Source organism: Nocardia arizonensis (assembly GCF_001310275.1).
Taxonomy (GTDB): domain Bacteria; phylum Actinomycetota; class Actinomycetes; order Mycobacteriales; family Mycobacteriaceae; genus Nocardia; species Nocardia arizonensis.
The window spans coordinates 54,650-81,416 of record NZ_LGYZ01000129.1 but is presented as its reverse complement, the minus strand read 5'-3'; the positions used below and the strand labels follow the sequence as shown (position 1 = coordinate 81,416).

At 69.2% G+C, this 26,767-nt stretch carries 26 protein-coding genes; 11 read left to right on the top strand and 15 right to left on the bottom strand.

Features of this window, described 5'->3' with window-relative positions; all coding sequences use genetic code 11:
* Nucleotides 1-342: 342 nt before the first annotated feature.
* Complete coding sequence (locus APZ21_RS29215) at nucleotides 343-585, bottom strand: hypothetical protein (RefSeq protein ID WP_054816494.1); 243 nt, start codon at nucleotides 583-585, stop codon at nucleotides 343-345.
* 198 nt (nucleotides 586-783) lie between these two features.
* Between APZ21_RS29215 and APZ21_RS29210 the strand changes: the two genes are divergently transcribed.
* Nucleotides 784-1,224, top strand: coding sequence for a cold-shock protein (locus APZ21_RS29210; protein WP_174553590.1), 441 nt, complete (start codon nucleotides 784-786; stop codon nucleotides 1,222-1,224).
* A 42-nt stretch (nucleotides 1,225-1,266) separates the two neighbouring features.
* On the opposite strand, the gene APZ21_RS29205 is transcribed toward APZ21_RS29210, so the two are convergent.
* From APZ21_RS29205 to APZ21_RS29195, 3 genes are all read right to left on the bottom strand, one after another.
* Nucleotides 1,267-1,854, bottom strand: coding sequence for a DUF2771 domain-containing protein (locus tag APZ21_RS29205; RefSeq protein ID WP_054816493.1), 588 nt, complete (start codon nucleotides 1,852-1,854; stop codon nucleotides 1,267-1,269).
* A gap of 33 nt (nucleotides 1,855-1,887) precedes the next feature.
* Nucleotides 1,888-3,699: an MFS transporter gene (locus APZ21_RS29200; RefSeq protein ID WP_054816492.1), complete on the bottom strand. Its 1,812-nt coding sequence runs from the start codon at nucleotides 3,697-3,699 to the stop codon at nucleotides 1,888-1,890.
* Nucleotides 3,700-3,840: 141 nt separating this feature from the next.
* Nucleotides 3,841-4,614, bottom strand: a complete 774-nt coding sequence (locus APZ21_RS29195; protein WP_054816491.1) for a glutaminyl-peptide cyclotransferase — start codon at nucleotides 4,612-4,614, stop codon at nucleotides 3,841-3,843.
* Between the two features lie 17 nt (nucleotides 4,615-4,631).
* On the opposite strand from APZ21_RS29195, the gene APZ21_RS36095 reads away from it, so the two are divergent.
* A complete protein-coding gene (locus APZ21_RS36095) occupies nucleotides 4,632-6,170 on the top strand; it encodes a DUF3027 domain-containing protein (protein ID WP_156371390.1) in 1,539 nt (512 codons plus the stop codon).
* A 41-nt stretch (nucleotides 6,171-6,211) separates the two neighbouring features.
* The gene (locus APZ21_RS29185; RefSeq protein ID WP_054816490.1) at nucleotides 6,212-9,097 is read left to right on the top strand and encodes a sacsin N-terminal ATP-binding-like domain-containing protein; all 2,886 of its coding nucleotides are present in this window, start codon (nucleotides 6,212-6,214) and stop codon (nucleotides 9,095-9,097) included.
* Nucleotides 9,098-9,106: 9 nt separating this feature from the next.
* Here the strand turns inward: APZ21_RS29185 and APZ21_RS29180 are convergent, their stop codons facing one another.
* Entirely contained in the window at nucleotides 9,107-9,730 is a 624-nt protein-coding gene (locus APZ21_RS29180) for a TetR/AcrR family transcriptional regulator (RefSeq protein WP_239476891.1), read from the bottom strand.
* 125 nt (nucleotides 9,731-9,855) lie between these two features.
* On the opposite strand from APZ21_RS29180, the gene APZ21_RS29175 reads away from it, so the two are divergent.
* The gene (locus APZ21_RS29175) at nucleotides 9,856-11,913 is read left to right on the top strand and encodes a neutral/alkaline ceramidase (RefSeq protein ID WP_054816488.1); all 2,058 of its coding nucleotides are present in this window, start codon (nucleotides 9,856-9,858) and stop codon (nucleotides 11,911-11,913) included.
* 18 nt (nucleotides 11,914-11,931) lie between these two features.
* On the opposite strand, the gene APZ21_RS29170 is transcribed toward APZ21_RS29175, so the two are convergent.
* Complete coding sequence (locus APZ21_RS29170) at nucleotides 11,932-12,171, bottom strand: DUF2530 domain-containing protein (RefSeq protein ID WP_054816487.1); 240 nt, start codon at nucleotides 12,169-12,171, stop codon at nucleotides 11,932-11,934.
* A gap of 62 nt (nucleotides 12,172-12,233) precedes the next feature.
* On the opposite strand from APZ21_RS29170, the gene APZ21_RS29165 reads away from it, so the two are divergent.
* Complete coding sequence (locus tag APZ21_RS29165; RefSeq protein WP_054816486.1) at nucleotides 12,234-12,671, top strand: MarR family winged helix-turn-helix transcriptional regulator; 438 nt, start codon at nucleotides 12,234-12,236, stop codon at nucleotides 12,669-12,671.
* A gap of 12 nt (nucleotides 12,672-12,683) precedes the next feature.
* On the opposite strand, the gene APZ21_RS29160 is transcribed toward APZ21_RS29165, so the two are convergent.
* Together APZ21_RS29160 and APZ21_RS29155 are read right to left on the bottom strand one after the other, a co-directional pair.
* Nucleotides 12,684-13,094, bottom strand: a complete 411-nt coding sequence (locus APZ21_RS29160) for a YccF domain-containing protein (protein ID WP_054816485.1) — start codon at nucleotides 13,092-13,094, stop codon at nucleotides 12,684-12,686.
* A 53-nt stretch (nucleotides 13,095-13,147) separates the two neighbouring features.
* Complete coding sequence (locus APZ21_RS29155) at nucleotides 13,148-14,353, bottom strand: GNAT family N-acetyltransferase (protein ID WP_054816484.1); 1,206 nt, start codon at nucleotides 14,351-14,353, stop codon at nucleotides 13,148-13,150.
* A 100-nt stretch (nucleotides 14,354-14,453) separates the two neighbouring features.
* On the opposite strand from APZ21_RS29155, the gene APZ21_RS29150 reads away from it, so the two are divergent.
* Together APZ21_RS29150 and APZ21_RS29145 are read left to right on the top strand one after the other, a co-directional pair.
* Complete coding sequence (locus tag APZ21_RS29150) at nucleotides 14,454-15,263, top strand: TrmH family RNA methyltransferase (RefSeq protein ID WP_054816669.1); 810 nt, start codon at nucleotides 14,454-14,456, stop codon at nucleotides 15,261-15,263.
* Nucleotides 15,256-15,546, top strand: coding sequence for a DUF2537 domain-containing protein (locus tag APZ21_RS29145; protein WP_054816483.1), 291 nt, complete (start codon nucleotides 15,256-15,258; stop codon nucleotides 15,544-15,546). Before APZ21_RS29150 ends, APZ21_RS29145 begins: the two co-directional genes overlap by 8 nt.
* An 8-nt stretch (nucleotides 15,547-15,554) precedes the next feature.
* Here APZ21_RS29145 and APZ21_RS29140 read toward each other — a convergent pair whose 3' ends face one another.
* The 3 genes from APZ21_RS29140 to serC all read right to left on the bottom strand — a co-directional run bounded on the left by APZ21_RS29140 (nucleotide 15,555) and on the right by serC (nucleotide 19,052).
* Nucleotides 15,555-16,307, bottom strand: a complete 753-nt coding sequence (locus APZ21_RS29140; RefSeq protein ID WP_054816668.1) for a DUF6928 family protein — start codon at nucleotides 16,305-16,307, stop codon at nucleotides 15,555-15,557.
* A gap of 289 nt (nucleotides 16,308-16,596) precedes the next feature.
* Nucleotides 16,597-17,595, bottom strand: a complete 999-nt coding sequence (sepH, locus tag APZ21_RS29135; protein WP_054816482.1) for a septation protein SepH — start codon at nucleotides 17,593-17,595, stop codon at nucleotides 16,597-16,599.
* A gap of 332 nt (nucleotides 17,596-17,927) precedes the next feature.
* Nucleotides 17,928-19,052: a phosphoserine transaminase gene (gene serC / locus APZ21_RS29130; RefSeq protein WP_054816481.1), complete on the bottom strand. Its 1,125-nt coding sequence runs from the start codon at nucleotides 19,050-19,052 to the stop codon at nucleotides 17,928-17,930.
* Nucleotides 19,053-19,488: 436 nt separating this feature from the next.
* On the opposite strand from serC, the gene APZ21_RS29125 reads away from it, so the two are divergent.
* Entirely contained in the window at nucleotides 19,489-20,169 is a 681-nt protein-coding gene (locus APZ21_RS29125; protein WP_054816480.1) for a hypothetical protein, read from the top strand.
* 6 nt (nucleotides 20,170-20,175) lie between these two features.
* On the opposite strand, the gene APZ21_RS29120 is transcribed toward APZ21_RS29125, so the two are convergent.
* Nucleotides 20,176-21,021 carry a polysaccharide deacetylase family protein gene (locus tag APZ21_RS29120; protein ID WP_239476886.1) on the bottom strand — a complete coding sequence of 282 codons (846 nt, stop codon included), beginning with the start codon at nucleotides 21,019-21,021 and terminating at the stop codon, nucleotides 20,176-20,178.
* A gap of 177 nt (nucleotides 21,022-21,198) precedes the next feature.
* Entirely contained in the window at nucleotides 21,199-22,347 is a 1,149-nt protein-coding gene (locus tag APZ21_RS29115) for a citrate synthase 2 (protein WP_054816479.1), read from the bottom strand.
* Nucleotides 22,348-22,459: 112 nt separating this feature from the next.
* Between APZ21_RS29115 and pdxH the strand changes: the two genes are divergently transcribed.
* Nucleotides 22,460-23,188 (top strand): pyridoxamine 5'-phosphate oxidase, encoded by a 729-nt coding sequence (gene pdxH, locus APZ21_RS29110; protein WP_054816478.1) that lies wholly within the window; start codon nucleotides 22,460-22,462, stop codon nucleotides 23,186-23,188.
* A gap of 155 nt (nucleotides 23,189-23,343) precedes the next feature.
* On the opposite strand, the gene APZ21_RS34485 is transcribed toward pdxH, so the two are convergent.
* Complete coding sequence (locus APZ21_RS34485; RefSeq protein WP_156371389.1) at nucleotides 23,344-23,538, bottom strand: hypothetical protein; 195 nt, start codon at nucleotides 23,536-23,538, stop codon at nucleotides 23,344-23,346.
* Between the two features lie 276 nt (nucleotides 23,539-23,814).
* Between APZ21_RS34485 and APZ21_RS29100 the strand changes: the two genes are divergently transcribed.
* Nucleotides 23,815-25,119, top strand: a complete 1,305-nt coding sequence (locus tag APZ21_RS29100; RefSeq protein WP_082393545.1) for a citrate synthase — start codon at nucleotides 23,815-23,817, stop codon at nucleotides 25,117-25,119.
* Nucleotides 25,120-25,164: 45 nt separating this feature from the next.
* Entirely contained in the window at nucleotides 25,165-25,524 is a 360-nt protein-coding gene (locus APZ21_RS29095; protein WP_054816476.1) for an FKBP-type peptidyl-prolyl cis-trans isomerase, read from the top strand.
* A 65-nt stretch (nucleotides 25,525-25,589) separates the two neighbouring features.
* On the opposite strand, the gene APZ21_RS29090 is transcribed toward APZ21_RS29095, so the two are convergent.
* Nucleotides 25,590-26,762, bottom strand: coding sequence for a YhgE/Pip domain-containing protein (locus APZ21_RS29090; RefSeq protein WP_054816475.1), 1,173 nt, complete (start codon nucleotides 26,760-26,762; stop codon nucleotides 25,590-25,592).
* Nucleotides 26,763-26,767: the final 5 nt, after the last annotated feature.

Here is a 26,767-nt window from a genome sequence, read left to right as displayed (position 1 = left end):
CTCGCTCGGGTTCGGACTGAGAGGTCGTCCGTCCCGCCCTCGCCCCTGAATCCGTCGGGGTCCGGTACCCGCGGGGCGAGGTTCGGTGCGGCGGGCCGGTGGCGCCGGGGTTGCCCGGCTGGATAAGACGGTACGACGAACCGCGCGAAAAATCACTATTTGATAACCGGCGTGTGTGATCAGGTCTCGGTGGTGTCTCGACGGGGGTATGCGCGCTTTCTCGCAGCTAGGAGGGGGCGGATGCGGCCTGCTGCCCATTGAAGGCGCCCATCGAGCGCAACAATATGTGACCAGGATCACATTTTGATTGGGTAACGATCGGCGTGGGTAACCGTTCGTCTGTTACCGGGTCCTACGACCGGACCACAACGCGAAGCACACGGCGAGGATGAAACCTATCGGCGTCAGCATGGCGGTCAGGTACAGCCACAGCGCCGGATCCGAATCACTCAGCAGCGGTGTCAGGAAGATGGCCGTGATCGCCAGCAGACCTGTCCCGAACAGCGCGAGCGCGAAGTAGAGGAACCGGTCGCCCGCGCGGCGGGGCGAGCCGCCCTGCGGCGGTCGTGCGGATGGGTTCGTCACCCCAAGACCGTAAAACTGATGTGCTTCGGCAATCGCCACCGGGGTAGACTCGGTTCGAATCGCGCCCTACAGGTTTGTGGGGCGCGTTCTTTACGAAGCTGACAGAACGTGCGCGGCGGTTTGGTGCCGCGACGATCGAACAGGTGGATGTACTCGGGCCGATGGGGCGCGGGTGTCGATGATGAACGGGTGAGCGCAGTGCCGACCGGCAGGGTGAAGTGGTACGACGTCGAAAAGGGCTTCGGCTTCCTTTCCCAGGATGAGGGGGAGGATGTCTATGTCCGTTCGTCAGCGCTGCCCGAAGGTGTCGAGGGACTCAAGCCCGGACAGCGCGTCGAATTCGGGATGGCCGCGGGTCGGCGCGGGCCGCAGGCGCTGAGCCTGAAACTGCTCGAGGCGCCGCCGTCGGTGCGTTCCGGTCAGGACCGCGATCGTGGCGACCGTGGCGACCGTGGCCGCAAGGAGCCCAACCAGCCGCGCAAGACCCCCGACGAACTGCACGGCCTCGTCGAGGACATGATCACCCTGCTCGAGACCAAGGTGCAGCCGGACCTGCGCCGCGGCAAATACCCCGATCGCAAGCTCGCGCAGCGCATTTCCGAGGTCGTGCGCGCCGTCGCCCGCGAACTCGACCAGTGATCATCCGAGGCGGCGCGCGGTGAGCGTGCCGCCATCGGATGATCAGACCGTGCTGATCGACCAGGCCGCATGCGGGACGTAGATCTCGCGGCCGGTCTGATCGCGCGCCAGGATCGGCAGCTGGAGTTCCACACCGACCAGGCGCAGCTCCGGCACCGGACGCGAATCGATGGTCACCGCGTAGGAGCCCTCGGGATAATCGTTGCGGCTGATGACCTCGTCCACCCGATCACCCTTCTCGGTGACATACACCACCCGGGCGATCCACGGCGCGTCCGCCACTCGCTTGGGCAGTGACAGTTGCAGCGGATATCCCGGCGGCACGGCCAGGTCCACCGTCCGGCCCCGTTGACACTCCGGCGCGTCGGGTGCGCAGGGCAACTGCTCGAATACGGTGTCCGCGGCATCGGCGGCCGACGCGGGCAGCACCGCGCAGTCGCGCATGTTCACCGCGCAATAGGCGAACGGCGCCACGTCGACGGTGCGGCCGTGCGCGTAGGCGGTGAGCTCCGGCGCGCGCTGCGGCGCGTTACGGACCGCCACCGCGACCACACCGGCCACCGCGGCGGCGACCACAATTAGTGCCACCGCCACCAGGACGAGAATCGTGCGGGTCCCCGGTTTGGTCACGACCGCGCCTCACGGGCACTCGACTGGCTGCGCTCACTCACAGATGGGATCTCCCGTCCCTCGTTGGATACGTGATGTCTCGGTTCGGCGCGCCGTGCCGCTCGACCCTTTCGGATCGGTCTCGGCGCCCGGCCCGGTCCGCTCGACGGTCGGCACTTCCTGCTCGGCGTGCAGCGGTCGGTGTCCGCCGAGACCGGGCAGCAGGGAATGGCCGCGATAGCTGACGAAGGTCTGCACGAGACCGAGGGTGAGCAGTGCGGTGATCACCGCGAAACCCTTCCAGTACTCGGTGGGCAGCAGTACGCCAGCCGCGCCGCCGACCACCCAGCTCAGCTGGAGGACGGTCTCGGAGCGGCCGAAACCCGAGGCGATGGACTCCGGTGGCAGATCGTCCTGGATCGAGGCGTCCAGCGAGACCTTCGCCAGCGCGCTCGCTCCCGCCGCTACCAGCGTGGCCGCCGCCGCGCCGAGCAGATTGTCGGTGAACACCGCGAACAGCGCGACAAGGGTGCACGCCGTGGTACAGCCGAGCACGATCAACTGCGGCCTGCCGAGTTGCAGGCGCGCGCCGGTGGCATTGCCGGCGAAATTGCCGATCGCCGCCGACGCGCCGACCACGCCGAGCATCGCGGCCTGCGCCCAGCCCGCCTCGCCGGTGGCCTTGGCCACGAAGGCCACGTAGAAGGTGAGGAATCCGGTCAGCACGCGAATGGCGCTGTTACCCCACAGGCCGGTCACGACCGCGCGTCCCAGCGGCTGCCTGCGCCTGCGCGGTGGCACCGCGGACTCGCCACCCGAGCGCATGATCTCGGTGGTCGCGTCGTCGCCGTGATAACTGAGTGTGGCCGGGACCTCGCCCTCGGTGACCTCGACCCAGCGCGGAATCCGCAGGCTCAGGTAGGCCCCTGTCACGGCGATGGCGGTGGCGAACACCAGCGCACCCGTCGACCCGGCGATCGCGGCGGCCAACGCGGCCAGCGCGCCCGCGCCGATAGTGCCGCCGACCAGGCCGAACACCGTCAGGCGGGAATTGGTCCGCACCAGGTCTATCTCGGGTGGCAGCACCCGGGGCGTCACCGCGCTCTTGAGCACCGCGAACGATTTGCTGCCGACCATCATGCACAAGGCGAGCGGATACAGCGCCCACGAGTCGAGCTGGAAGATGAGCACCACCGCCACCACCGCGCGCACCGCGTACGAGGTGGCCAGTGCGAGTCGGCGCCCGCGCTGCAAACGGTCGAGCAGCGGGCCGATCACCGGGGCGATCACCGCGAACGGCGCGATCGTGATCAGCAGATACAGCGCGACCTTCGATTTGCTCTCGGCGGTAGCGGAGGCGAAGAACAAGGTGTTGGCCAAGGCCACCGCGATGGCGGCGTCGAGGGCGAAGTTCGCCATCGTCGCGTAGGTCAGCGCGGTGAGACCGGATTTGTCGGCGCCATTGGCCTTGGCGGCGCGCTGGAAGGTCGCGAAACCCTTCTCGGTGAGCTCACGCCCGCGCATGGCGGCCACCCGGGTGACCGTCAGCTTGCGCGGGACGCGCCTGCGCGCGAGATCCTCTTCGATCCGCGGCTCCGGTTCGGTGGGCAGCGGCGCGGTGGAATCGGGTCTGTCCGGACGCGCGGGTTCCGGCTTGCCGGGGAACACGTGCCGGGGCGGCGGGCTGCGATGCCGGTTGCGCTCGGGGTCGAGGGGCGGCAGCGGCCGACGCCGCGACGGTGTATCGGGTGGCGGATACCGGTCGAAACCCGGGTGGCGCGTGATCGGGGGCTCCTCGCCGCCCCGCGGGTCCCGCGGGTCTCGCGGACCACGGGCGGTACCGGAGGGTTCGCGGGGAGTAGTCACAACGACAATTCTGGACCATCCGGCGTCGGCGGGCTCGAGCCCGTCGCGTCGAGTGTCGGGAAACTCGCACTCAGCGTCGGCCGTGGTCGGCGCGTGCTATGGCTGCGGTCTTGTGCGCCAACACGATCGAGCGCACCCGGCTCAGGCGGGCACGAATCGCACCTCGAAGATGGTCGGCCAGTACTTGCCGGTGACCAGGAATCGGTCGGTGCCGGGCAGATGGGCGATGCCGTTGAGCACATCGGTGCGCGCCCGCTCGGTCGCGGTGAGCAGACCGCCCGCGTCGACGACCCCGAGCACCGCTCCGCTGTCCGGGTCGATGCGCAGGATGCGGTCGGTGGGGTAGTCGTTGGCGTATACCGAACCGTCGGGTGCGCAATCGAGTTCGTTGAGGTGCGCGTCACGTCGGTCTCGCAGCCGGACGGTTCCCGTCGCGGCGAAGGTGACCGGATCGCGGAAGGTGAGCGTGTCGGTGCCGTCGCTCATGACCAGTCGGCCGGACCGCGCGCACAGTCCCCAGCCCTCGCCCCGGTAGTCCACCCGGTCGCGGACCTCGAGCGTCACCGGGTCGCGGGCGAAGGCCACGCCGTCCTTCCAGGTGATCTGCCACAGTGTCGCGCCCGCCAGCGCGACGCCCTCGCCGAAATAGGGTCGCGGCAGGTCGGCCCGAACGAGTTCGACGCCGGAGTCCAGGTCGTAGGCGCGCACGCCCGACGCGCCGGTCATACCGGTGCCCTCGTACCGCACCGCGCCGCCGATATCGAGGCCCTGGGTGAAGGCGGTCGGGTCGTGCGGCCGGGTGCCGACTATCTCGATGCGCAGCCGCGCGGGCTCCTCGTCGGCGCCACCGCATCCGCCTGTCGCGAGCGCGCAGACCAGGAGTGTGACGGCCAACGAACGCCGATTGCGTCCCATACGGCAAAATGTAGGCCGTGAGCGCAGTATCAGTTTCGGAGCCCGGTGTCCGGCCAATCCTGGCCGATGCCGTGGATGTCGCCCGCCGTGCGCTCCTCGAGTTGGAGCCCGCGGCGGTCGGGGCGCACCTGGGGGTGAGCGCCGAGGACGACAGTGCCGCGACGCACCGCTTCGAGGCGACACTGCGCGGCTATCGCGGCTGGCAGTGGGCGGTCGTGGTGGCGGCGCCCCCCGGCGCCGACCACGCGACGGTCAGCGAGTCGGCGTTGCTGCCGGGTCCCGACGCGCTCGTCGCGCCGGATTTCGTGCCGTGGGACCAGCGCGTCCGTCCCGGCGACCTCGCCCCCGGCGACCTGCTGGCCGCACCCGCCGACGATCCGCGCCTGGTGCCCGGATACATGGCGTGCGGCGATCCCGCCGTCGACGAGGTCGCGCTGGAGATCGGCCTCGGCCGCCCCAGGGTCATGTCCATGGAAGGTCGCGAGGAGGCCGCGCAGCGCTGGTACGCCGAACATGGCCCGGATACCGAGATGGCCAAGGCCGCCCCCGGCACCTGCGGCCACTGCGGTTTCTACCTGCCTCTGGCAGGCGCCTTACGCGCCGCCTTCGGCGTCTGCGGCAATGTCATGGGCGCCGACGGAAAGGTCGTCCACACCGAATACGGCTGCGGCGCCCACTCCGACGTGGTCGCCCCCACCGGCGGCGGTTCCCCCCTGTTCCAGGCATACGACGACGCGGCGTACGACGTGTATTCGCACGAAGAACCGCAGGCGGTCGAAGCCGTGCCCGAGGAAGCGGCTCCCACCGGATCCGGTGAGGTTGCCGTCCAAGTGGGCGATACGGGCGGTGCCCCGGACGCGGCGAGCGAGGCGGACGCGGCGACCGAGGCGAACGCGGCAGCCGAGACTGACGCGGCGATCGAGACTGACGCGGCCACCGAGGCGAACCCGGCGACCGAGACGAACGCGGCAGCCGAGGCGGACGCGGTGGCCGAGGTGGACGCGGCGACCGAGACTGACCCGGCGACCGAGACTGACGCGGCGACCGAGACTGACGCGGCCAGCGAGACGAACGCGGTGGCCGAGGTGGACGCGGTGGCCGAGGTGGACGCGGTGACCGAGGCGGACGCTGGGTCCATATCCGGAGAAAGTGCCGATCAGGCTCCGAGCGATGCGAATGCGCCGGTGGGTCAGGTTGCCATGAGTATGGACAGCGGTGCGGCGCCTGCCCTTGTCGATGACCTCGCGGATGGCGGCGATAGCGACGCCGATGCCGCTGTGCGGGCCGAGTTCGATGATTCGGTCGACAACTTGGCGGGCGCGGGCGCCGCGCCCGTGGCGGTGGACGTGCCCGAGGTCGCGGCCGGTGGCGAGGTGATCGAGATCGGTGCGAGTGCCGAGGAGATCGAGGGGATCGAGCGGTCGGTGGCGGATTCGGCGCTCGAGGTCGGGCGCGTCGTCGGCGCTTCGGATGCCGCGCGGGCGCGGGCCGATGGCGATGAGGTCGCGGATGGTTCCGCGACGGGCTCGGAGTTCTGGTCATCGCCGCGGAACTGACTGTCGAGGATCCGTTCGACACGGCGGCTCTGCGCGCCGCCGTGCTCGTGGCCTGGCGTGATTCGCCGACCAGGTTGCGCGAGGACGCGGCCACCGAAGCGGATCTGGTGCGCGCGGGATATCGCGACCGGCTGCTGACCGAACTCGCCCAGAATGCCGCCGACGCCGCCGCCGAGGCGGGTGTGCCGGGCAGGCTCACGGTGCGACTCGACGGTCGCGTGCTGCGTATCGCCAATACCGGTGTGCCGCTCGGTGTCGAGGGCGTGCACGCGCTGACGGCGCTGCGCGCCTCGGACAAGGTCGATCCCGCTGTCACCGTCGGGCGCTTCGGCGTGGGATTCACCGCGGTGCTTTCGGTCAGCGACGATGTCGAGATCCGGTCGACCACCGGTTCCCTGCACTTCTCCCGTGCGCGCACCCGTGCCGCGCTGCACGACAACGCCGTTCGCGTCCCGGCCACGTCCGTGAGCGACGACGGGTCCGCCGAGGCCCGATTCGAGCCGCCGGTCCTGCGTCTGGCCTGGCCGGTGGCACAGCGGCCTGCTCCGGGGGCCGACACCGAGGTGGTGGTGCGGCTGCGCGAGGACATCGACGCGCGAGCGCTGGTCGAGTCCATGCGCGCCGAAGCCGTCGACCTGCTGATCGAACTTCCGGCCCTGCGCAGCGTGCGCATCGGTGACGACGAGATCGCCAGTACGGTCACCGATCTGCCGCACGGTGTGCAGGAGTTGCGGGTGACGGGTCCGGGTGAGGCCACCCGCACCTGGTGGCAATTCCGCACGGCGCGGGCCCGCTGGCTGGTGCCGGTGCGCCAGGGCAGACCGGTCGCCTCGGTCGAGGACGTTCTGCGCGCCCCCACCCGATCCGACGAGGAACTGTCGCTTCCCGCGCTGCTCATCGCCGACATCCCGATGCAGCCCGACCGCCGCCGCCCCCTTCCCGGTGCGCGCCTGTCCGAATTGGCCGAGGGCTACGCCGATTTCGCCCGTGCTCTGCCACGCCGCGATCGTCTCGTCCTCGTTCCGACCCCCGGCTTCCCCCGCGGCGAAGCGGACGGCCTCATTCGCGGCGCCATCCTGCGCGAGCTGCGCACCAACTCGTGGCTACCGGTCCTCCCGTACTCCGAACCGCGGGCAGCCACCGCCGATCCCTTCGGCGAGACATCTGCTCCGACCGCCAACGAACCGGCGGACTTCGATGTCGAGGCGACCCCGCGCGTCGCCGACGATGACGACCCGACGGCCATTCCCACCCGCGCGAGCGTATTGATCGGCCTCGACACGGATCTGGCCGAATTGCTCGCCGATGTGGTCGGCCCACTGGTCATTACGGAACTGTCGCGCCCCGCGCACAGCGAGGCATTTGGCGCGCTCGACGTGCACCGGCTCGGTCTGGCGCGAGTGGCGGAGCTCACCGCGGGGCTGGAGCGGGACCCGCGCTGGTGGTACGACCTCTACGACGCGCTGGAGCCGTTCGCCGCGGACCCGTTGGCGGTGGAGGAATTGGGTGCGCTCGGTGTGCCGCTGACCGACGGCCGGGTGGTGACCGGTCCGCGCACGGTGGTACTCGGCGACGGACTCGACGACGCGATCGAACTGCCGTGGGCGCGGCTGGTGCACCCGTACGCCGTTCATCCGCTGCTGTCGCGCCTGGGGGCGCGCACGGCGACCCCGGAGGATCTGCTCAACGATCCGGGTCTGCACGCCGAATTGACCGACCATCCCGACGATCCGCATATCGCCGAGGCGGTGCTGCGGCTGGCGGCGACGGCCGACCCGCGCATGTTGCCGCAGTGGCTGGGACAGCTGGAGTTGCCCGATACCGAGGGCGAGATGCGCCCGGCCGACGAACTGCTGCTGCCCGACGCCCCGCTGTATCCGCTGCTGGCCGCCGATGCACCGCTGGGCACCGTGTCGACCGAGGTGGTCGAGGAATTCGGTGTGGCCGCGTTGCGCGCGATCGGGGTCGGCTGGGATTTCGGCGTGGTCAGCGAGATCGACCCGACCGGTCCGGATCACGGCCTGGACGACGAGGAATCCTGGTGGGACGGGTTGGCCGCGGACCCGCCGGAATTGGTCGCGGTGCGCGATCTGGATCTGGTGGACGAGATCGCCTGGCCCGACGCCCTCCTGCAATTGGTCTCCGAGCCGACCACCCGCCGTCTGCTGGCCGACCCCGACGGCTACACCGCGTGGTGGCTGCGCGGACACGCCAGGGTGCGCGGCACCCGACTCGGCCTGTACCGCCATCCCGCCGACACCGAATTCGCCGGTCTGCTACCGGAATTCACCTTCAGCGGTTTCGGTCGCGCCGACCTGGACGGTCTGCGTTCGGTATTCGTCGACCCGCAGACCATGACCGCGGATCTGGCCTCGGCGCTGCTCGACGCCCTCGGCGACGAATCGAAAACCCCGGATTCCGAGGTGGTTTCGCGGGTGCACGGCATGCTGGCGAGCGCGGTCGCCGAGAAGCGGCTGGAGCCGGTCGATCTGGATCTGCCCGAACGGGTCCGCGCGCTGTCGGGCGCGGCCGTCGACGCGGCCGAGGCGATGGTCCTCGACCTGCCGTGGTTCGGTCTCGTGCTGCCGCCCGAGCGGGTGGTGCTCGGCGATGCCGACACCGCACCGGCGCTGGCGCGGCTGTTGGATCTGCCACTGGTCTCCGACGCGGTCTCGGCCGAGGTGCTCGGTGAGGGCCGACGTTGCGCCTGGTCCACCGAACCGCTTGGTGTCGTCTGGACGCGCCTGTTCGATCTGCCGCCGCAGGACGGCGAGTTGGTGCTGCACGAGGAGTTGCGCGTGCGGTTGTCCGGTGCCGTGACCGCGACGGTCACGGTGCCGTGGTGGCGCGAGGGCACGACCACTCATCTCGCCGTGCCGCGCACCGCGATCGGCGCCGAGGCTGCGACGATCGGGTCCTCGCTCTAGCGGACGGGTCTAGCCGACGGCCGAGGAGTGCGCCGCGAGCATCTCGCTGAGCAGGTCGAGCTGTTCGCGGACTGCGTCGCTGTCGTTGTCGACGAGCCAGCGCAGCACGATCCCGTCGATGACACTGAGGGTGAATCGGCTCAGCGTCTGCACCGGGACCGCCCATTGGGTTCCGGTGGCGTCGCGGGCGTGGTCGAGTATGTCGGCCACGGTGGAATCGTTGAATGTGTACTGTTCCCGGGCGATCGCGAGTTTCGCGGGTGTCTGCTCGCCTTCGCGCAATGCGTACGTGGTGGTTTCGTAGGTGAGCAGTTGTCGTTCCGGCGTCGCCTCGATGTTCAGCCACATGAGACCGAGACCGGCGCGCACCAATTTTTGAAGCGCTTCTTTTCCAGTTCCCGCGGCCTGCCACACGGTTTCATTGGCGTCGACGGAATCGCGTAATTCCATCGCGAGCGCTTTGACCAACTCGGTCATCAGCGCGTCCTTATTTTCGAAACAGTAATGCACCACACCGAGCGAGACCCCTGCTGCCTGAGCCACATCGCGAGTGGTCACGCCTGCGACACCCTTTTTCTCGGCTAGGCCGATAGCCGCCTCGATAAGGTGGGCCCGTCGTTCTTCGACGCTCAATCGGGAGGACACCCCAGCGAGTTAAGCGCCCGGGGCGCGCACAGTCAATTCGCCGGCACGGAAAAGTTTGACTGGACGATCGTCCAGTTCTATGGTTCGCTGCCATCCAGACGAAGGAGCCATGTATGTCTGTGTCACGCAGAACCGTTCTGGCCCGGACCGCCGTCGGCGGTGCCGCGCTGGCCGCCGCGGGCGCATTGCCCGCTCCCGCCGCGATATTCGACGGCGCCGCGGCGGCCGAGCCGAATTCCGGCGGTTACGAGATCGGACTCGGCATCTCCGATCTGACCGGCCCCGCCGCCGAATGCGGAATGATGGGCTATTCCCAACTGGCACAGACCACCGCGGGCATCCACCTTCGCCCGCGTGCCCGCGCCTTCGTCATCGCCGCGGGCGGGCGCCGCATCGTGTACGTGGTGGCCGAGAACGGCATGATCTTCCAATCGGTGCACCGCGGCGTGCTGCTCGAACTCGCGAAGCGCTTCGGTGACTTGTACACCGAGCAGAACGTCATGCTCACCTCCACGCATTCGCACGCGACCTGCGGCGGCTCCAGCCACGACTACGCCTACAATCTGTCGATTCTCGGCTTCCAGCAACAGGTCTACGACGCCGAGGTGAACGGCATCGTGGAGGCGATCGAGGCCGCGCACGCCGATCTGGGGCCGGCGAGCCTGGCCCTCGGCCGCGCCGAACTGCACAACGCGAGCGTGAACCGCTCGCGCGTGGCCTTCGAACGCAATGCGGAGGCCGACAAGCGGTATTTCCCCGACGCCATCGATCCGGCGGTGACCGCGCTGTCGATCGTCAAGGGCGGCAAGCGGGTCGGCGCCATCACCTGGTACGCGACCCACAACACGTCGATGAGCAACAGCAACCGGCTCATCAGCGCCGACAACAAGGGCTACGCGTCCTTCGCGCACGAACACATCGATCACGGCGTGCGATACCTGGACGGCGATCCCGAATTCATCGCGGCCTTCGCCCAGACCAATGCGGGCGACCTGTCGCCGAACCTGAATCTGCGCCCCACCTCCGGGCCCACCGAGGACGAATTCGAGAACACCCGCGTCATCGGCGAGCGGCAGTACGAAGCGTCGAAGACCGCGCTGTCGCGGGCCCGCTCGATCCAGGGCCCGGTCGATGCGCTGCTGTGCTACATCGACCTGGCCGATATCGCCGTCGACGGCCGTTTCACTCCCGACGGCCAACCCCGCCGCACCTCTCCCGCGGCGGCGGGTGTCGCGCTGATCGCGGGCAGCGTGGAGGACGGGCCCGGTCTGCCCGGTCTGCCCATTCCCGAGGGCGTGCGCAATCCGTTCCTCGACGCGCTCGGCGATCCGACCGTGCCCGCGCCGGCCTGGCTCGCGGACGCGCAGGCCCCAAAGGCCATCGTCGCGCCGCTCGGCCTGCTGCCGCCGTATCCGTGGGTGCCCAATGTGGTGCCGATCCAGATCGTGCGCATCGGCGAGCTCTACCTGGCCGGTGCGGGCGGCGAGTTCACGATAGTGTCCGGCCTGCGCATTCGGCGCGCGGTCGCGGCGGCGCTCGGCGTCGACCTGGAACAGGTGCTCATGCAGGGGTACGCCAACGCCTACCACGAGTACGTCACCACCCCCGAGGAATACGACGCCCAGCAGTACGAGGGCGGCTCGACCCTGTTCGGCCGCTACACACTGCCCGCCTACCTCCAGGAATTCACCCGGCTGGCAACGGCATTCGCGACCGGGCAGGCGATCCCACGCGGACCCGCGCCGCGCGACATCTCGGATCTGCAACCGAACTTCGCACCCGCGCCCGGCACGGACGCGACCCCGGCCGGTCGCGCCTTCGGCGATGTGCTGACCCAGCCCGCCCCCGCCTACGGACCCGGTTCGCGGGCCGAGGTCGAATTCGTCTCCGCCCATCCCAAACACAATCCGCGGCGCAACGCGACGTTCCTGGAAGTTCAGCGTCGTACCGCCTCCGGCGAATGGGAGCGCGTCGCCAACGAGGGGGAGTGGGCGGTGCGCTTCCACTGGAGCAAGCGCGGCGCCGCCGAATCGGTGGCCCGCTTCACCTGGGACATTCCGGCCGATATCGCGCCGGGACGCTACCGTTTCGTGCACTTCGCCGACAGTCTCGACCCCGACGGCGCGCTGCGCCCGTTCACCGGGACGAGTGACGAGTTCGACATCGGCTGACGACCTACGACCTGCCGATCAGAGTCCGGTCTGCGCGCCCTTGTCCCCGCGGCGCGCGCCGCGGCGCTGGATCAGGAAGATCACCGTGCCGAGCAGGCCGACGGCCAGCCCCATCAGGCAGATGGGCCGCGCCGATTCCCAGCGCTCACCGCTCACCCACACCACCACCGCGGCGATGGCCCACAGCGCGCTGCCGACCGCGAGAACCGGCCGCGGGTCGGTGAAACGCGCAGGTATCTGCGGGATATTGTCTGTCACTGTCCCAGCCTAGCGGCCCGAACACACGTCATGCCCACAACGTTCACGTACAGTTTGGCACTGTGACAACGCCAACGGACGTTCGAGCGCTCGCCGGTGAACTCTCGCTGGCGGTGGTTCGGCTGACCCGACATCTGCGCGGGCGGCGCGCGGACGCGCAGATCTCGCTGACCCAGCTGTCCGCGCTCGCCACCCTGAACCGGGAGGGCGCCATGACACCGGGCGCGCTCGCCGCGAAGGAACGGGTGCAGCCTCCGTCGATGACGCGGGTCATCGCCTCGTTGACGGATCTCGATCTCGTCGAACGCAATCCGCATCCGACCGACGGACGTCAGATCATCGTCTCGCTCTCGGCCGCGGGTCGCGCGCTGCTGGCCGATGAGGCCAGCGCCCGCGAGGCGTGGATGACCGAGCAGTTGTCCACGCTGACCGACGACCAGCTCGTCGTGCTGACCAAGGCGGTCGCCATCATGAAACAGATCGTCGCCGAATCCGAATAGCGGACCGGTGATTCAACGCGCGCCGAACGCCTGATCGCTGTCGACGATGTCCTTGCCGAGCGGGAACAGCGACAGCGGTATGAATTTCAGGTTGGCCCAGCCGAACGGTATGCCGATGATCGAGACGAACAGCGGAATGCTGGTGAGCAGGTGGCCGAGGGCCAGCCACCATCCGGCCACGATGAACCAGATGATGTTGCCGATCATCGACCCGGTGCCCGCGCCCGGCTTGTCCACCGTTGTGCGCCCGAACGGCCACAGCACATAGGCCGCGATGCGGAACGACGCGATGCCGAATGGAATGGGCACGACCAGGAAGAACAACAGGAAGCAGAGGATTCCCGCCACGATGTAGCCCAACGCCATCCAGAATCCGGCGAAGATGAGCCACAGCACGTTGAGGATCAACTGGATCGGCTTCATGGGACCAGCGTACGGCGAGATCCCGGCCGCGGTCGACGCCTCGGTCCCGTGCGTCAGAAGAACCAGCCCAGCTGGGCGTCGCGGACGGCGCCGAACGCCTCGGTGACCGCGCGGACCAGCTCCGGCGTCGCGGCGCGCAGACGTCGCGCCGCGGCGAACGGTTCGGCGCGATGGGCGCCGAGATAGAGGCTGCCCAATACGTCGATACCGAGCTCGACATCGGGTTCGCGGGTCGTCGGCGCGCAGTCGGCGACCCCGTCGCGGACGGTGAGTGCGAAACGGCCACCCGCCTCCCGGAACGGGTCGGTGACGCCGAGCACCAACTCGAGATCGCGCGCATAGGTACGCGCGGCGAGCGCGGCGGGCACGTCCATGAGCCGCAGCCAGCAGCCGTCGGTGCGGCCGACGGTGCGCACCAGACGCGAATCGGTGAGCAGATAGGGCAGCGGATCGTTGTCGGGCAGCTCCGCTTCGATCTCGGTGACCAGGTCGAGCCCGAGCAGACACCGCCACAGCGCCGCGTGCGCGTCATCGGTCACCGCGCGGAATTCGGTGACCCGTACGTGCTTCTCGTGTCCGCGAGTGACGTACCGGTAGAGCGCGTAGCCGTCCGCGTGTAGCAGGGCCAGGTGACTCGAACCGCCGTCGCGCCAGTTCGGGTGGTCGTAGAACAATTGCGCCCAACTGGTCGGCGGTCGCACCTGGGCGCCCGGGGTGATCCGCCGCCAGCGGTCGTATATCTCCTCGATCCGGTCCGCGACATCGCCGGGCACCGCTATCGTCGCGCCGCCCGGATCCGGTGCGCCCGTACGGAATTCGGCGAATCGGCGATCGACGGTGACATGGTTCATCGAGGTCACGGCGCCGTAGCCGAAGCGGCCGTATATGGTGGCCCGGCTCGCGGTGAAGATGGTCAGCGGCAGCCGCGCGTCCTCGACCCGCCGGTGCTGTTCGGTGTAGAGGGCGCGCAGGATGCCGCGGCGACGGTGGCTCGGCGCGACGCCGACCGCGGCGATGCCGCAGGCGCTCACGGGCCGCCCGCCGGGCACCGTCACGGTCATCGTCATGGAGTTGCAGTGGCCGACCACCCGCGCACCGTCGACGGCGACCAGCGCGCCGCCCGGCGGGAAGACCGGCTCCCTCGGATCGGTCCCCGGCGGTTCGTAGCCGAATCCGAAGCAGACCGACAACAGCAGCTCGATCGCCGCCGCGTCGTCATCGGTGGCCGTGCGAATGGTGATGCCGGGGACCAGAGTCATGGCACGACCATCGCATGCCTGCCCCGTGAATCGCATCGCATTTTCTCGCGCGGCGGGACCGCCGCGCGAGACCGCCGAACCCGACCGGCAGGATGGAGCGGTGGCCGCCGTGATCGATATCGACAACCCCGCGGATACGCGGGTGGACGAGTTCCGCGACCTGTCCGACGCCGACCGCAGACCGGATCTGCCCGGTCGAAAGGGGTCGGTCGTCGCCGAAGGCGTCGTCGTCGTGCGGCGCATGCTGGATTCCAGATTCCGGCCGAGCGCGCTGCTCGGCGTCGCCGGACGCTACGACCAACTGGCCGCGGACCTGGCGGATGTCGATGTGCCCTACTACCGTGCCAGTGCCGAGGTGATGGCCGAGGTTGTCGGGTTCCACCTCAATCGCGGGGTGCTCGCGGTCGCGCCGCGGCCCGCCGAACTCGCGGCCGCCGAGGTATTGCGCGAGGCGAGGACGGTCGCGGTACTCGAGGGGGTCAACGATCACGAGAACATCGGGTCGATCTTCCGCAATGCCGCGGGTCTGGGCGCCGACGCGATCCTGTTCGGGGATCGGTGCGCCGATCCGCTGTACCGGCGCGCGGTCCGGGTCTCCATGGGCCATGTGCTTCGGGTGCCGTTCGCGCGGCTGCCGAGCTGGCCCGGTGGTCTCGAACTGCTGCGGGAACGCCGATTCCGGCTGATCGCGCTCACCCCGGATCCGCGGTCGGCGAACCTGGCCGCCGCCATGTCGGGGGAGCGGGTGGCGCTGCTGCTCGGCGCGGAAGGTCCCGGTCTGACCGAGGAGGCGATGGCCGCGACCGATGTGCGTGCGCGCATACCGATGTCGCCGGGAACCGACTCACTCAATGTGGCCACCGCCGCGGCCATGGCGTTCTATGAGCGGGTGAGGTGCGATCGTGACTGACAACGGGAGATACCGGGATCCGACGCCGTGGGCGCCCGGCATCGCGGTGGCGGTGCTGGTCGCCCTGCTCACGGCGGTCGCGGTGTACGCGTTCGGCGCCGCGCTCGCCCAGGTGCATCCGGCGCTCGCGGTGGTGGTTAACCTGGTGTCGGCGGGCGGGATCGCGCCGACGGTCTGGCGTTGGCGCGCGACCCCGGTGCTGCGGTGGGCGCTCGGCGGCGCGGTGGCCGGCGCGTCGCTGGCGTGGTTCGCGCTCGTGGTCACCGGGTTGGCGGCGCTGTAGTGGCGCGGTCAAGAGATTCGGTCGTGGTTGCGCCGCCACCAGCCGAACAGGCCGCGGCGCGGCGGGATGGCGTTGTTCGGACCGTCCTCGGGCAGCGGTATGAGCTCGGCGGGGTCCGGCCCTTGCCCCTTGGGGTACAGGGTGAATCCGCAGACCGCTACGTCGCCGGGTACGAGCGCCCCCTGCGCGGCGGCGGCGCGATAGTGGAAGCCGAGCCATTCGTTGTTGGCGGCGTCGGCGAAATCGGGCGGCTCGAAGGGCAGGGACTGCGGGTCGGGTAATTCCCCCGCCCGCCACCGCACCGGATGCTCACCGGCCCAGAAAGGTCTCTCCCACACCAGCGGCAGCCCCTCGTCCTCGATGATGTTCACCCGGGTCGAGCTGAAGGAGCGGCGGAATTCGCCGCGCTCCCAATAGGCGAACGCGCCCCAGCCGTGCGCGCTGTCGAAGGCGGTCAGATAGGTCTGGTCCGATGCCAGCGGCCGGACCAGCAGTTCGGGCAGCGCGGTGGGTTTCAACTGGGCCGCCTGGGTCGAACACACCACGGTCACACCGGGATAGCAGCCGATGTAGACCTCGTCGCGGTCGGGACCCGCGCAGCCGGCGAGCGTCCCGACCATCGTCGGCACGACATCGTGGTCGGCGTACAGCTGCCTGGCCAATGCCAGGGCGGCGTCCGGGTCGGGGTCGGGGTGTGCGCGGAGCACCGCCAGGGGATCGCGGGCATCGACGTACCAAAGGGTCGACGCTTTGGAAGACAGCATTTTCCGGCACCTCCCGATATTGCACGAAATGGCTTCGCGAACTTCGGGCAACTCTTGGTGATGTCGTCCATCTGACACCGCGAGATGCGCCGTGTCACCGACATTCGCGCCGATGGCACACCGAAAAATCTACACTCCCGCGACTGTTCCAGGGGCGAAGCAGGACGGAACGCGTGCAACGCACTCGGCGTGTCGCCGGTGGAAGGGGTACTGGCAGCTGATCAGCTAACGGCGGCGACAGGTCCGTGCGCACCGGTGCGTCGAAGTCTCGGCGCGCCAGACGAACTCAGTGACCGGAACTGCGCACCCCGAGCAGCACGTCCTCCCAGGACGGCATGGGCGCCTTGCCGCGCTTGGTGCGGGCGGGCTTGGCGGGCGCGGACTTGGCATCGCCCTTCGTCGGATCTTCGGCGGGCGTGCTCGCCGAAGCCGCGGGCGCCTGGGCGCTGTTCGCGGGCGGAACCGCGGCAGACGCGCCGCCGCCCGAACCATTGCTCGCCGGAATCGCCGCGGGCGCACCGCCCGCGGCGACGGCGCGCTGTTCGTAGAACTCCTCGCGCTGCTGGGCCGGCCGGGCGGCGGTGCGCGGGGAGGTCGCGCTCTCCCGTGGCGCGCGCGGCGGCTCGGCGGGCGGTTCCGGTGCGGGCGCGGTCTCGATTTCGGCCTGCTCGGGCAGGATCGAGGCGAGTCCGCGCAGTGCACGGCCGAAGTCGGGGTCGATCAGATCCGTGGCCGGATCGTCGAGCGGGGAGACCGAACCGCCGTGCGCGTCGGGCTGGTAGCGCCAGTGCGCGGCGATCTCGGATCGGCCGTTCTGCCACTGCAACTGGGCGACCCAGAAACCCTTCTCGTCCTTCCAGGCATCCCACTCGGCGTTCTCGAGGGTGTGCCCGCGTTCGGTGAAGGCGGCGGTGACGACATCGATGAGTGTCTCCACCGCGGGTCCGTCCGGTCGCACCGGATGCGCCTTCTGCGCCAATTCGGCGGCGCGGGCGCGTTCCAGCAGAACCGGATACGCGAAACGCTCGACCCGGCTCGACGGCATGCCCGATTCCTCGGTGACCTGTTCGACGGAGGCACCGGCGCGGATACGGGCCTGGATATCGCGAGGACGCATGGTTGCTTCCATTTCGATCTCGATCTGGCCGAATCGTGCTAGGTCTCCGCGGGCAGCGGCTCGAAGTTTGTCGTCGGCGGGCAGCCGGAACTTGGTTCCCGACTCGGTGTCGATGCACACGATGTGGGTGGAGTCGGGCGTCACCCCGATGACTCGAAGTTCACGCACCGTTACCTCCTTATCGCGTCGACTCGCGACACCGCCCACTGTTTCGCAACAGTAGTGCACAGCTCATGATCTCGAGGCAAGACACGCGGGCCGAAAATCTGCGGGCAGGCCGTCGCAACGGCTAATCTGCTCTGTTCGTTTCGGTTTGCCACGTCTACACGCGACTCGCCCGACTTCGGATCGGGGCGTGTCGTACATCATCGCGGGAGTCCGCGCGACACACAACCGGGGCGCGCGCGAGGTTCGCGAAACTCTTACCCGAGGCGGGTCGAATTACGGAAACCTCGGCGCGGCCGGGTGATTGCTCGCGCGTTGCGGTTATTCGCGGAAATTCACGCCAGTTTCTCGACGACCCAGTCGATGCTGCGGGTCAGTTGGCTGACGTCGTCGGGATCGATGGCCGGGAACATGCCGATGCGCAGTTGGTTGCGGCCCAGTTTGCGGTACGGCTCGGTATCGACGATGCCATTGGCGCGCAGCACCTTCGCGACCGCGGCGGCGTCCACCGAATCCGCGAAATCGATGGTGCCGACCACCTGGGAGCGGTGCGCCGGATCGATGACGTACGGGGTGGCGTATTCGCTCGACTCGGCCCAGGAATACAGCCGCGAGGAGGAATCCAGCGTGCGCTTGACCGCCCAGTCCAGACCGCCGTTGCGATTGAGCCATTCGATCTGGTCGGCGAACAGCAGCAGGGTTGCCAGCGCCGGGGTGTTGTAGGTCTGGTCCTTCAGGCTGTTGTCGATCGCGACTGGCAGCGAGAGGAACTCCGGGGTCCAGCGGCCCGCGGACTTGATCTCCTCGACCCGGGCCAGTGCGGCCGGGCTCATGAGCGCGATCCACAGCCCGCCGTCGGCGGCGAAGCACTTCTGCGGCGCGAAGTAGTAGACATCGGCATCGGTGATGGTCACCGGGAGTCCGCCCGCGCCGGAGGTGGCGTCGATGGCGATGAGCGCGTCGCCCGAACCGGCCGGACGCCGCACCGGGATCGCGACGCCGGTGGAGGTCTCGTTGTGCGCCCAGCCGATGAGGTCGGCCGAGGGGTCGGCGACCGGTTCGGGCGCGCTGCCGGGTTCGGCGGAGATGACGATCGGGTCGCCGATGAACGGATTGCCCTTGGCCACCGCGGCGAATTTGCTGGAGAACTCGCCGTTGGTCAGGTGCAGCGAACGCTCGCGGATCAGGCCGAACGCGGCGGCGTCCCAGAACGCCGTTGTGCCGCCGTTGCCGAGCACGACCTCGTAATCCGGCGGCAGCGAGAACAGTTCGCGCAGGCCCGAGCGGATCCGGGCGACCACGTCTTTGACCGGCTTCTGCCGGTGAGAGGTTCCGAACACCGAGGCGCCGACCTCGACCAGGGACTGCAACTGCTCCGGGCGCACCTTGGAGGGTCCGCACCCGAAGCGGCCGTCGGCGGGCTTGAGATCGTCGGGGATCGTCGGGAACGCAGAGGTCATGGGCACAAGCCTAAGACGTGCCCGCCCGATCCGTCCGCGCGGGTGCGGCGGTTGCCATGCGATCGCCGGCAGTCCGGTCGGTCGGTACGGAAGCCGGTCGCGGCCATATTCGCGTGGATAGGGCGCGGGCCCGGCGCCTTCGGTTCGCCGATCCCGTTTGCCGGTCGTGCGCCACCGTGTCGCGCGACGCGCGGGTCCGACGCGCCGGGTCGCACGGACGTCCGTTGTTGTGTTTGTTCTCACATCTGAAAATGCGTCCGAGCGGCGGCGGGCCGTCGTAATGGCGATCCCGATTCGGGTACCTCATGGCGGCGAGAGAGGGGTCACGGGCCGGTCCGGGCCGGTTCCCGGTGGCCGTTCGCACTGTGTCACAGGCCACACGCGGGTTACCGTTAGCTCCCATGGACGAGCACAGGGTGGCGGTCGAGGTGCGGGTATGAGTACCGCGTCGGCGGGCTCGGGGCGGCGCGCACTCGCGTGGAATTTCGGGTTGCGGACCGGGGTGCTTTCCGGCGCCGCGCGCCGCGAACTGTTGTTGCGGGGGACCGCGGGGGTCGCCACGATCCTCGGCGTGCGCCGCGGCGCGGTCGGTCCCGGCTTTCCGCTACCCGGCGCGGAGACCTTCGGACGCGGTGAGCCGGGACAGGTGTTCTGGGTGCGGGTGCGCATCGAGGGCGAACTGCCGTACGAGACCCGGGTCAGACAGCGGGTGCGCGACGCGGATCTGGAGTGGGTGCAGCCCGGCGACGTGGTGTGCTGCCGCGTCGATCCCGGCGACCGCCACCGCCTCGTGCTCTACCTGCCCGACGCCGAGGAGGCGCCGCGGATCAGCGTCGCCAAGATCCTGGCGAACGGCCGCCGCGCCGACGCCACGGTCCTGGCCGCCGCGCCGGTCGCGGGCGACTACTCCGGCCGCGACGATCCGGTGCTTCGCCTCGACCTGGAACTACGGGCCTGGGACGAGCCCAAGCCGTGGCGGGTGCGGGTGGTGCAGCCGGTGCCGCTTTCGGCCATCGGACTCGTCGACCTCGGCAGGCACCTCGAGGTGGCCTTCTTCGCCGTCGACCGCGGCGAATCGGTCGCCGTGGACTGGACGGCCTCGCTCGGGGAGGACTGACCGCCGTCAGAGGTGGACGAAGGTGAAGCCGGCGCCGCGCAGGGCGGGCAGCGCGGCGACCATGCCCGCGCCGGTGCCCGAACGCGGCCGGTGTATGTGCGCCAGGGTCACCGCGCCCGGACCCGCGGCCTTCATCGTGGCGGCCACCTGGGCGGCGTTCGCGGTCGCGCCGCGGTCGACATTGACGGTGAATCCCAGCGGAGTCTCGCCGAGATCGGTGGCGATGGCGACGCCGACATCGTCGTAGTGCGCGGTGCCCGCCCGGAAGAACCGCGGCGGCCTGCCGGTCAACTCGATGAGCCGCATGTGGTTGGACCACACCTCGTCGGCCGCCTCACTCGCGGAGACCGTTCCGGCGACGCCGTAGGCGGCGCGGCCGTCGACCGTCAGCGGTCGGTGCGCGACCCCGTGATTGCCCAGTTCGAAAAGGGGATTGCCCGCGAGTCGGACGACCCGGTCCGTGTCCGCGTCGATCCAGCGCCTATTGAGGAACAGCGTGCACGGAATCCGCTGAGCGGTGAGGAAATCCAGCAGATCCTGGTCCACGTCGTTGTTGCCGGGACCGCCGCAGGCGTCGAAGGTCAGCGCGATCTGCTTGCCCGCCGCGTCGAAGGAATCGACGATCCCGGGCATCTGCGTGCCCCACTGCCGGGGTCGCGCGCTCTCGTAGCGGGCGGCGACGGCGGCGGGCAGTGGCAGCGGCGCGGCCAGTGGAGCCGAGATCGGTGCGACGGCGGTGGGCGGCGCGGCCCGGGATTCGGGCGCGCGCGCCGGTTCGGCGCAGGCCGCGCTCAGTCCGGCCAGTGCGACGGCGCCGAGCATCCGTCGCCGCGAAACACCTTTGTCCGCCATCACACACACCTCATCGTCCCGGTCGAGCGGATGGATGCTACGCGCGGCAGGTCATCGAACGGGACAATGGCGATCGACCCGCAGACGACGGCGAGGATGCCATTCGGTTACCGAACCCGAAAAGGGCGCGCGCCGGGCGGGGCTGCGAACCCGCCCGGCGCGCGCCGGTGTATCCGATCAGGAGTGCGTGACGTTCTCCCAGCCCGTGACGTCTTCGGGGCGACGCGGTCCGGGGCCGGTGTAGATGGCGGCGGGACGCACCAGTTTGCCGAGCTGCTTCTGCTCGAGTATGTGCGCGCACCAGCCCGCGGTACGGCCACAGGTGAACATGGCGGGCATCATGTGCGCGGGCACCTCGGCGAAGTCGAGGATGACCGCGGCCCAGAACTCGACATTGGTCTCGATGGCGCGATCCGGGCGGCGTTCGCGCAACTCGGCCAGCGCCGCCTGCTCGAGCGCGGCGGCGACCTCGTAACGCGGGGCGTCGAGGCGCTCGGCGGTGGCGCGCAGCACCCGGGCGCGCGGATCCTCGGCCCGGTACACCCGGTGGCCGAAGCCCATCAGCTTCTCCTTGCGGTCGAGGATGCCCTTGACCAACGCGCGCGCGTCACCGTTCTTCTCGACCTCCTCGATCATCGGCAGCACCCGCGCCGGCGCGCCGCCGTGCAGCGGGCCCGACATGGCGCCGATCGCGCCCGACAGCGAGGCCGCGACGTCGGCGCCGGTGGAGGCGATGACGCGGGCGGTGAAGGTGGAGGCGTTCATGCCGTGTTCGGCGGCGGAGACCCAGTAGGCGTCGATGGCCTCGGTGTGCTTGGGGTCCGGGTCACCCTTCCAGCGGGTCATGAACCGCTCGGTGACCGTGGCGCATTCATCGATCTTCTTCTGCGGCACCGCGGGCTGGTAGATGCCGCGGGCGGACTGGGCGACGTAGGACAGCGCCATCACCGAGGCGCGGGCCAGGTTGTCGCGGGCGGTTTCGTCATCGATGTCGAGCAGCGGCTGGTAGCCCCAGATCGGGGCGAGCATGGCCAGACCGGCCTGCACGTCGACACGGACGTCGCCGGTGTGCACGGGTAAGGGGAAGGGTTCGGCCGGGGGAAGGCCGCGGCCGAATTCGCCGTCCACCAGCAGTGCCCACACGTCGCCGAAGGTCACTCGGCCGAGGACCAGATCCTCGATGTCGACGCCGCGGTAGCGCAGCGCGCCGCCGTCCTTGTCCGGTTCCGCGATATCGGTGGTGAATGCCACCACGCCCTCGAGGCCGCTGACGAAATCGCTCGGTACGACGGACTTACCGTCGGGAATCGCGGGGCTGGTAGTCATGGTGTGACTCTCCTTGCACTTCGGGTCGCATGGTTCTCGCCGCCGGTGCCGGTGAGCACATGCCGATCACCAAAACCTTAGCCTCCTGCTACCGCGGAGTAACGTCTGGGCCATGCGTGACCTGGACAATTCCTCTCTCGGTCAGGATGCTGCCGAGTACGCCGTTCCCGCCGATCTCGCCGCGATGCGCGTCGACTACGGCGTCGCCCATTTCGGCAGTGGCGACGATACCGATCTGGACGAAACATGGCTGGCAGGAGGCTGGGAGCCACTGTTGCGGCATTGGATCGAGCAGGCAACCGCCGTCGGGATCGCGGAGCCGAACGCCATGGTGCTGGCAACCGTGACGGTCGCGGGCGGTACGCCCCGGCCCGTCGCGCGTACCGTGCTGTGCAAAGGGCTCTCGTCCGAGGGTGTGACGTTCTACACGAATTACGATTCGGCAAAGGGCATGCAACTGGCCGAGGTGCCCTTCGCGGCGGCCACTTTCCTGTGGGCCGCGCTCGGTCGGCAGGTGCACCTGCGCGGCGCGGTCGAACGGGCGTCCGCGGAATCCACCGCGGTCTACTGGCGGTCGCGGCCGCGTGAATCCCAGCTCGGCGCGTGGGCCTCGCAGCAGTCGCGTCCCATCGCCTCGCGCGCCGAACTCGACGCGGCCCTTGCCGCGACCACCGAGCGCTTCGCCGAGGTCGACGACATCCCGGTCCCGCCGCATTGGGGCGGCTACCTGCTGCGACCCGACGAGATCGAGTTCTGGCAGGGCCGCCGCAGCAGGCTGCACAACCGCGTCAGGGTGCGCGTCGCCGAGGGCAGGCAGGTCGTGGACCGACTGCAACCGTGAGTCCGTGACCATGCGGGGTCGGCGCACTCACCACGCCGCCGCCGCGACCACTCGCCGGTACGCCCCTTGCGCTAGCCGGCCCGCCACCTGTGGGCGGTGTGGCAACCGCCCGCGTTCGGCGGCGCTGGATTCCGTTCGGCGCTGGACGGATTCGCCTATCCGGCTATCCGACGCATCCTGCCGGCCTCCTTCGTGGTCGATGTCATCGCCATGGCGTCGGCCGCGCCGCGCGTGGCAATGTCGCAGACCGTGGCCAGGGTCCTCAGTGATCGCCGCGCCCCGGTGATGTTGCTCATGGTTTCGTCGCCGTGCGCCTCGGCGGCCCCGTCGTCGCTCCGGGTGGTGGTCATTGTGTCGTGCTGGCCGCGTTGGCCTTTCCGGCCTTCGTTCGTCGATCGGTCGCGGAGAGAGCCGAATCGCCGACCCTGTTCGGCGAGCGCGCGCGATGAGTCCGTTCCGGGCCGCACGCGGTAGCGATACTCACGTGACGAAAGTGTGTTTGTGAGGTAATCGGGTGGGCACCCTCGTGGTCGGGCCGGGTGGACAGCGACTAGCGTCTAGGTAATCGCACCGCCGTGCCGACCGCACTCCGATGCCGACGGTCCTAGCCTGAGAGGGATCCTTCTGTGCCCGAGAACGACCACATCAACGACGCCAAGCCGGTACTGAGCTTTCCCGGCGGCGAATACGCCATGACGATCACCGAGGCCTCCGAAGGCAACTCGGGCATCGACCTCGGCAAAATGCTGGCCAGCACCGGGTACGTCACCTACGACCCCGGGTTCATGAACACCGCGCCAACCAAGTCGGCCATCACCTACATCGACGGTGAGGCGGGCATCCTGCGCTACCGGGGCTACCCGATCGATCAGCTGGCGTCGTCCTCGACCTTCATCGAGGTCAGCTACCTGCTCATCTACGGCGAACTCCCCACGCAGGCGCAGTTGGACGACTTCACCGACCGCATCCGCAGGCACACCCTGCTGCACGAGGATCTCAAGCGGTTCTTCGACGGTTTTCCGCGCAACGCGCACCCCATGCCGGTGCTGTCCTCCGCGGTCAACGCGCTGTCGGCGTACTACCAGGACTCCCTCGACCCCCGTGACCCGGAACAGGTCGAACTCTCGACCATCCGCCTACTCGCGAAACTGCCCACCATCGCGGCCTACTCGTACAAGAAGTCCGTCGGCCAGCCGTTCCTCTACCCGGACAACTCGCTGACCCTGGTCGAGAACTTCCTGCGCATGACCTTCGGCTTCCCCGCCGAGCCCTACGAGGTCGACCCCGAAGTCGCCGCGGCGCTGGACATGCTGCTCATCCTGCACGCCGACCACGAGCAGAACTGCTCGACCTCGACCGTGCGCCTCGTCGGCTCCTCCGACGCCAACCTGTTCACCTCGGTATCCGGCGGCATCAACGCCCTGTGGGGTCCGCTGCACGGCGGCGCCAACCAGGCCGTGCTCGAGATGCTCGACGACATCAAGGCCAACGGCGGCGATGTCAAGGAGTTCATCCGCAAGGTCAAGAACAAGGAAGACGGTGTCAAGCTCATGGGCTTCGGGCACCGCGTCTACCGCAACTACGACCCGCGCGCGGCCATCGCCAAACAGCACGCTGACGCCATCCTCAACAAACTCGGCGGTGACGACGAACTGTTCGGCATCGCCCAGGCACTCGAGGAAGCCGCCCTCACCGACGACTACTTCGTCTCCCGCCAGTTGTACCCGAACGTCGACTTCTACACCGGCGTCGTCTACAAGGCGATGGGCTTCCCGACCCGCATGTTCACCGTGCTGTTCGCGATGGGCAGGCTGCCCGGCTGGATCGCGCACTGGCGGGAGATGCACCAGGAGCCGATCAAGATCGGCCGCCCGCGCCAGGTATACACCGGATACGGCGCACGCGACTACGCGCCGGTCGACAATCGCTGAACCGAAACACCACGTACACCATCACCTATCGAAGGGGATAGCCGAATGACCAAGCCGGAGATCGAATTCCAGGCGGGGCCCGCGCCCACCGAACTCGTGATCAAGGACATCATCGAGGGCGAGGGCAAGGAAGCCGTCCCGGGCGGCACCGTCGAGGTGCACTACGTCGGCGTCGAATTCGAGACCGGCGAGGAATTCGATTCCTCTTGGAGCCGTGGGGAGTCGATCAGCTTCCCGCTGCGCGGCCTCATCCAGGGCTGGCAGGACGGCATCCCCGGCATGAAGGTCGGCGGCCGTCGCCAGCTGACCATTCCGCCGGAGCTGGCCTACGGCCCCGCGGGTTCGGGCCACCAACTGTCGGGCAAGACCCTGGTCTTCGTGATCGACCTGGTCAACGTCCAGTAGCGGAGAAGTCGACCGACGCCCGTGGCCCCGCGTGGCCGCGGGCGTCATGGTCGAATCGGGCGGACCTATTCCCGAACGACTTCCACGGGGTCGGTCAACGCCAAAGCGATGGCCGACTGCTGAGTCCCGCTGCGAACGGGCAGGGCGTCCATGGCCTTCCCGGTCTGCGTGTTCAGGTTGTTCACGATCGTCTGCAACTGCCCGACCCCACCGGTCAACTGCCCGATGGCGTCGACCAACTGCGCACCACCGGTCTCGGCCAACCGCGGAAGCCCTTCGGCGAGTCTCGCCCCCTCGTTCAATTGAGCACTGGCCCCTTGCAGCCGTCCCACCACCGTCCGCAGCAAGGTCCCCAAATCGGTCTCGGGATCGACCGCCCCGCCCACCAGGAGATCCAGTCCTTCGAGCTGGCTCCCGGCCTGACTCGAAACCGTCCGCAGCCCATCCAATTTGGTGATGATGTCGGTCAAGGCGGGATCATTGGCGAACGGCAACGCGCGCAACAGCGGAAGAATCTGGTCGAGGCCACTGCTGACCGTTCCGGCGGTCCGCTGCACCTGGGCGATCGTCACGCCGGTCGAATCCAGCGCTGCCGCCAGCTGATTCGCCTGGGCGGCGGCGCCGTCCACCGTCTGATTCAACACCGCGATGGCGGAACTCAGTTGCGCCGAGCCATCTTTGGCGAAGTTGAGGAAGTCGAGCAACTGCTGCGCGCCCCCGCTGAACTGATCCGCCCCCGCGGCGGCGGCATTCACCCCCGCGCCGAGCAGTTGCGCGGTGAACTGCACCCCGCTGAGCTGGGCGCGAGCCTGGGTGACGGCGGCGAGTGCCGCGTCGACACCGGCCGCTCCGATGCGATGGGTGACCTCCGCGGTCGCGCCGTTCACCAGAGTCTCGTCGGCATTGTCGTGTGCGGCGACACTGACCTTGGCGCGCTGCGGATTCGGGCCCGCCAGGGTGGTCATGGAAGTGGTGAGGTCGGCGGGCAGGGTGATGACGGCGGCGTAGTCGTCGGTGTCGGCCTCGCCGGGGGCGACCATGGTCCAGTCGTAGCCGCCGCCGTCCTGTTCCAGTGCGGCGAGGATGCGCGCGCCGGTAGGGCCGGTATCGCTGTTGACCAGTGCGAATCCCGTGGGTGCCGCGGTGTCGGCGGTGCAGGCGGTGAGGCAGGCGCCGAGGGCGCCCGCGGTGACGGCGGTGGTGGCGAGCAAGGCCCATCGGGCGAGATTTCCCTTCACGCCCG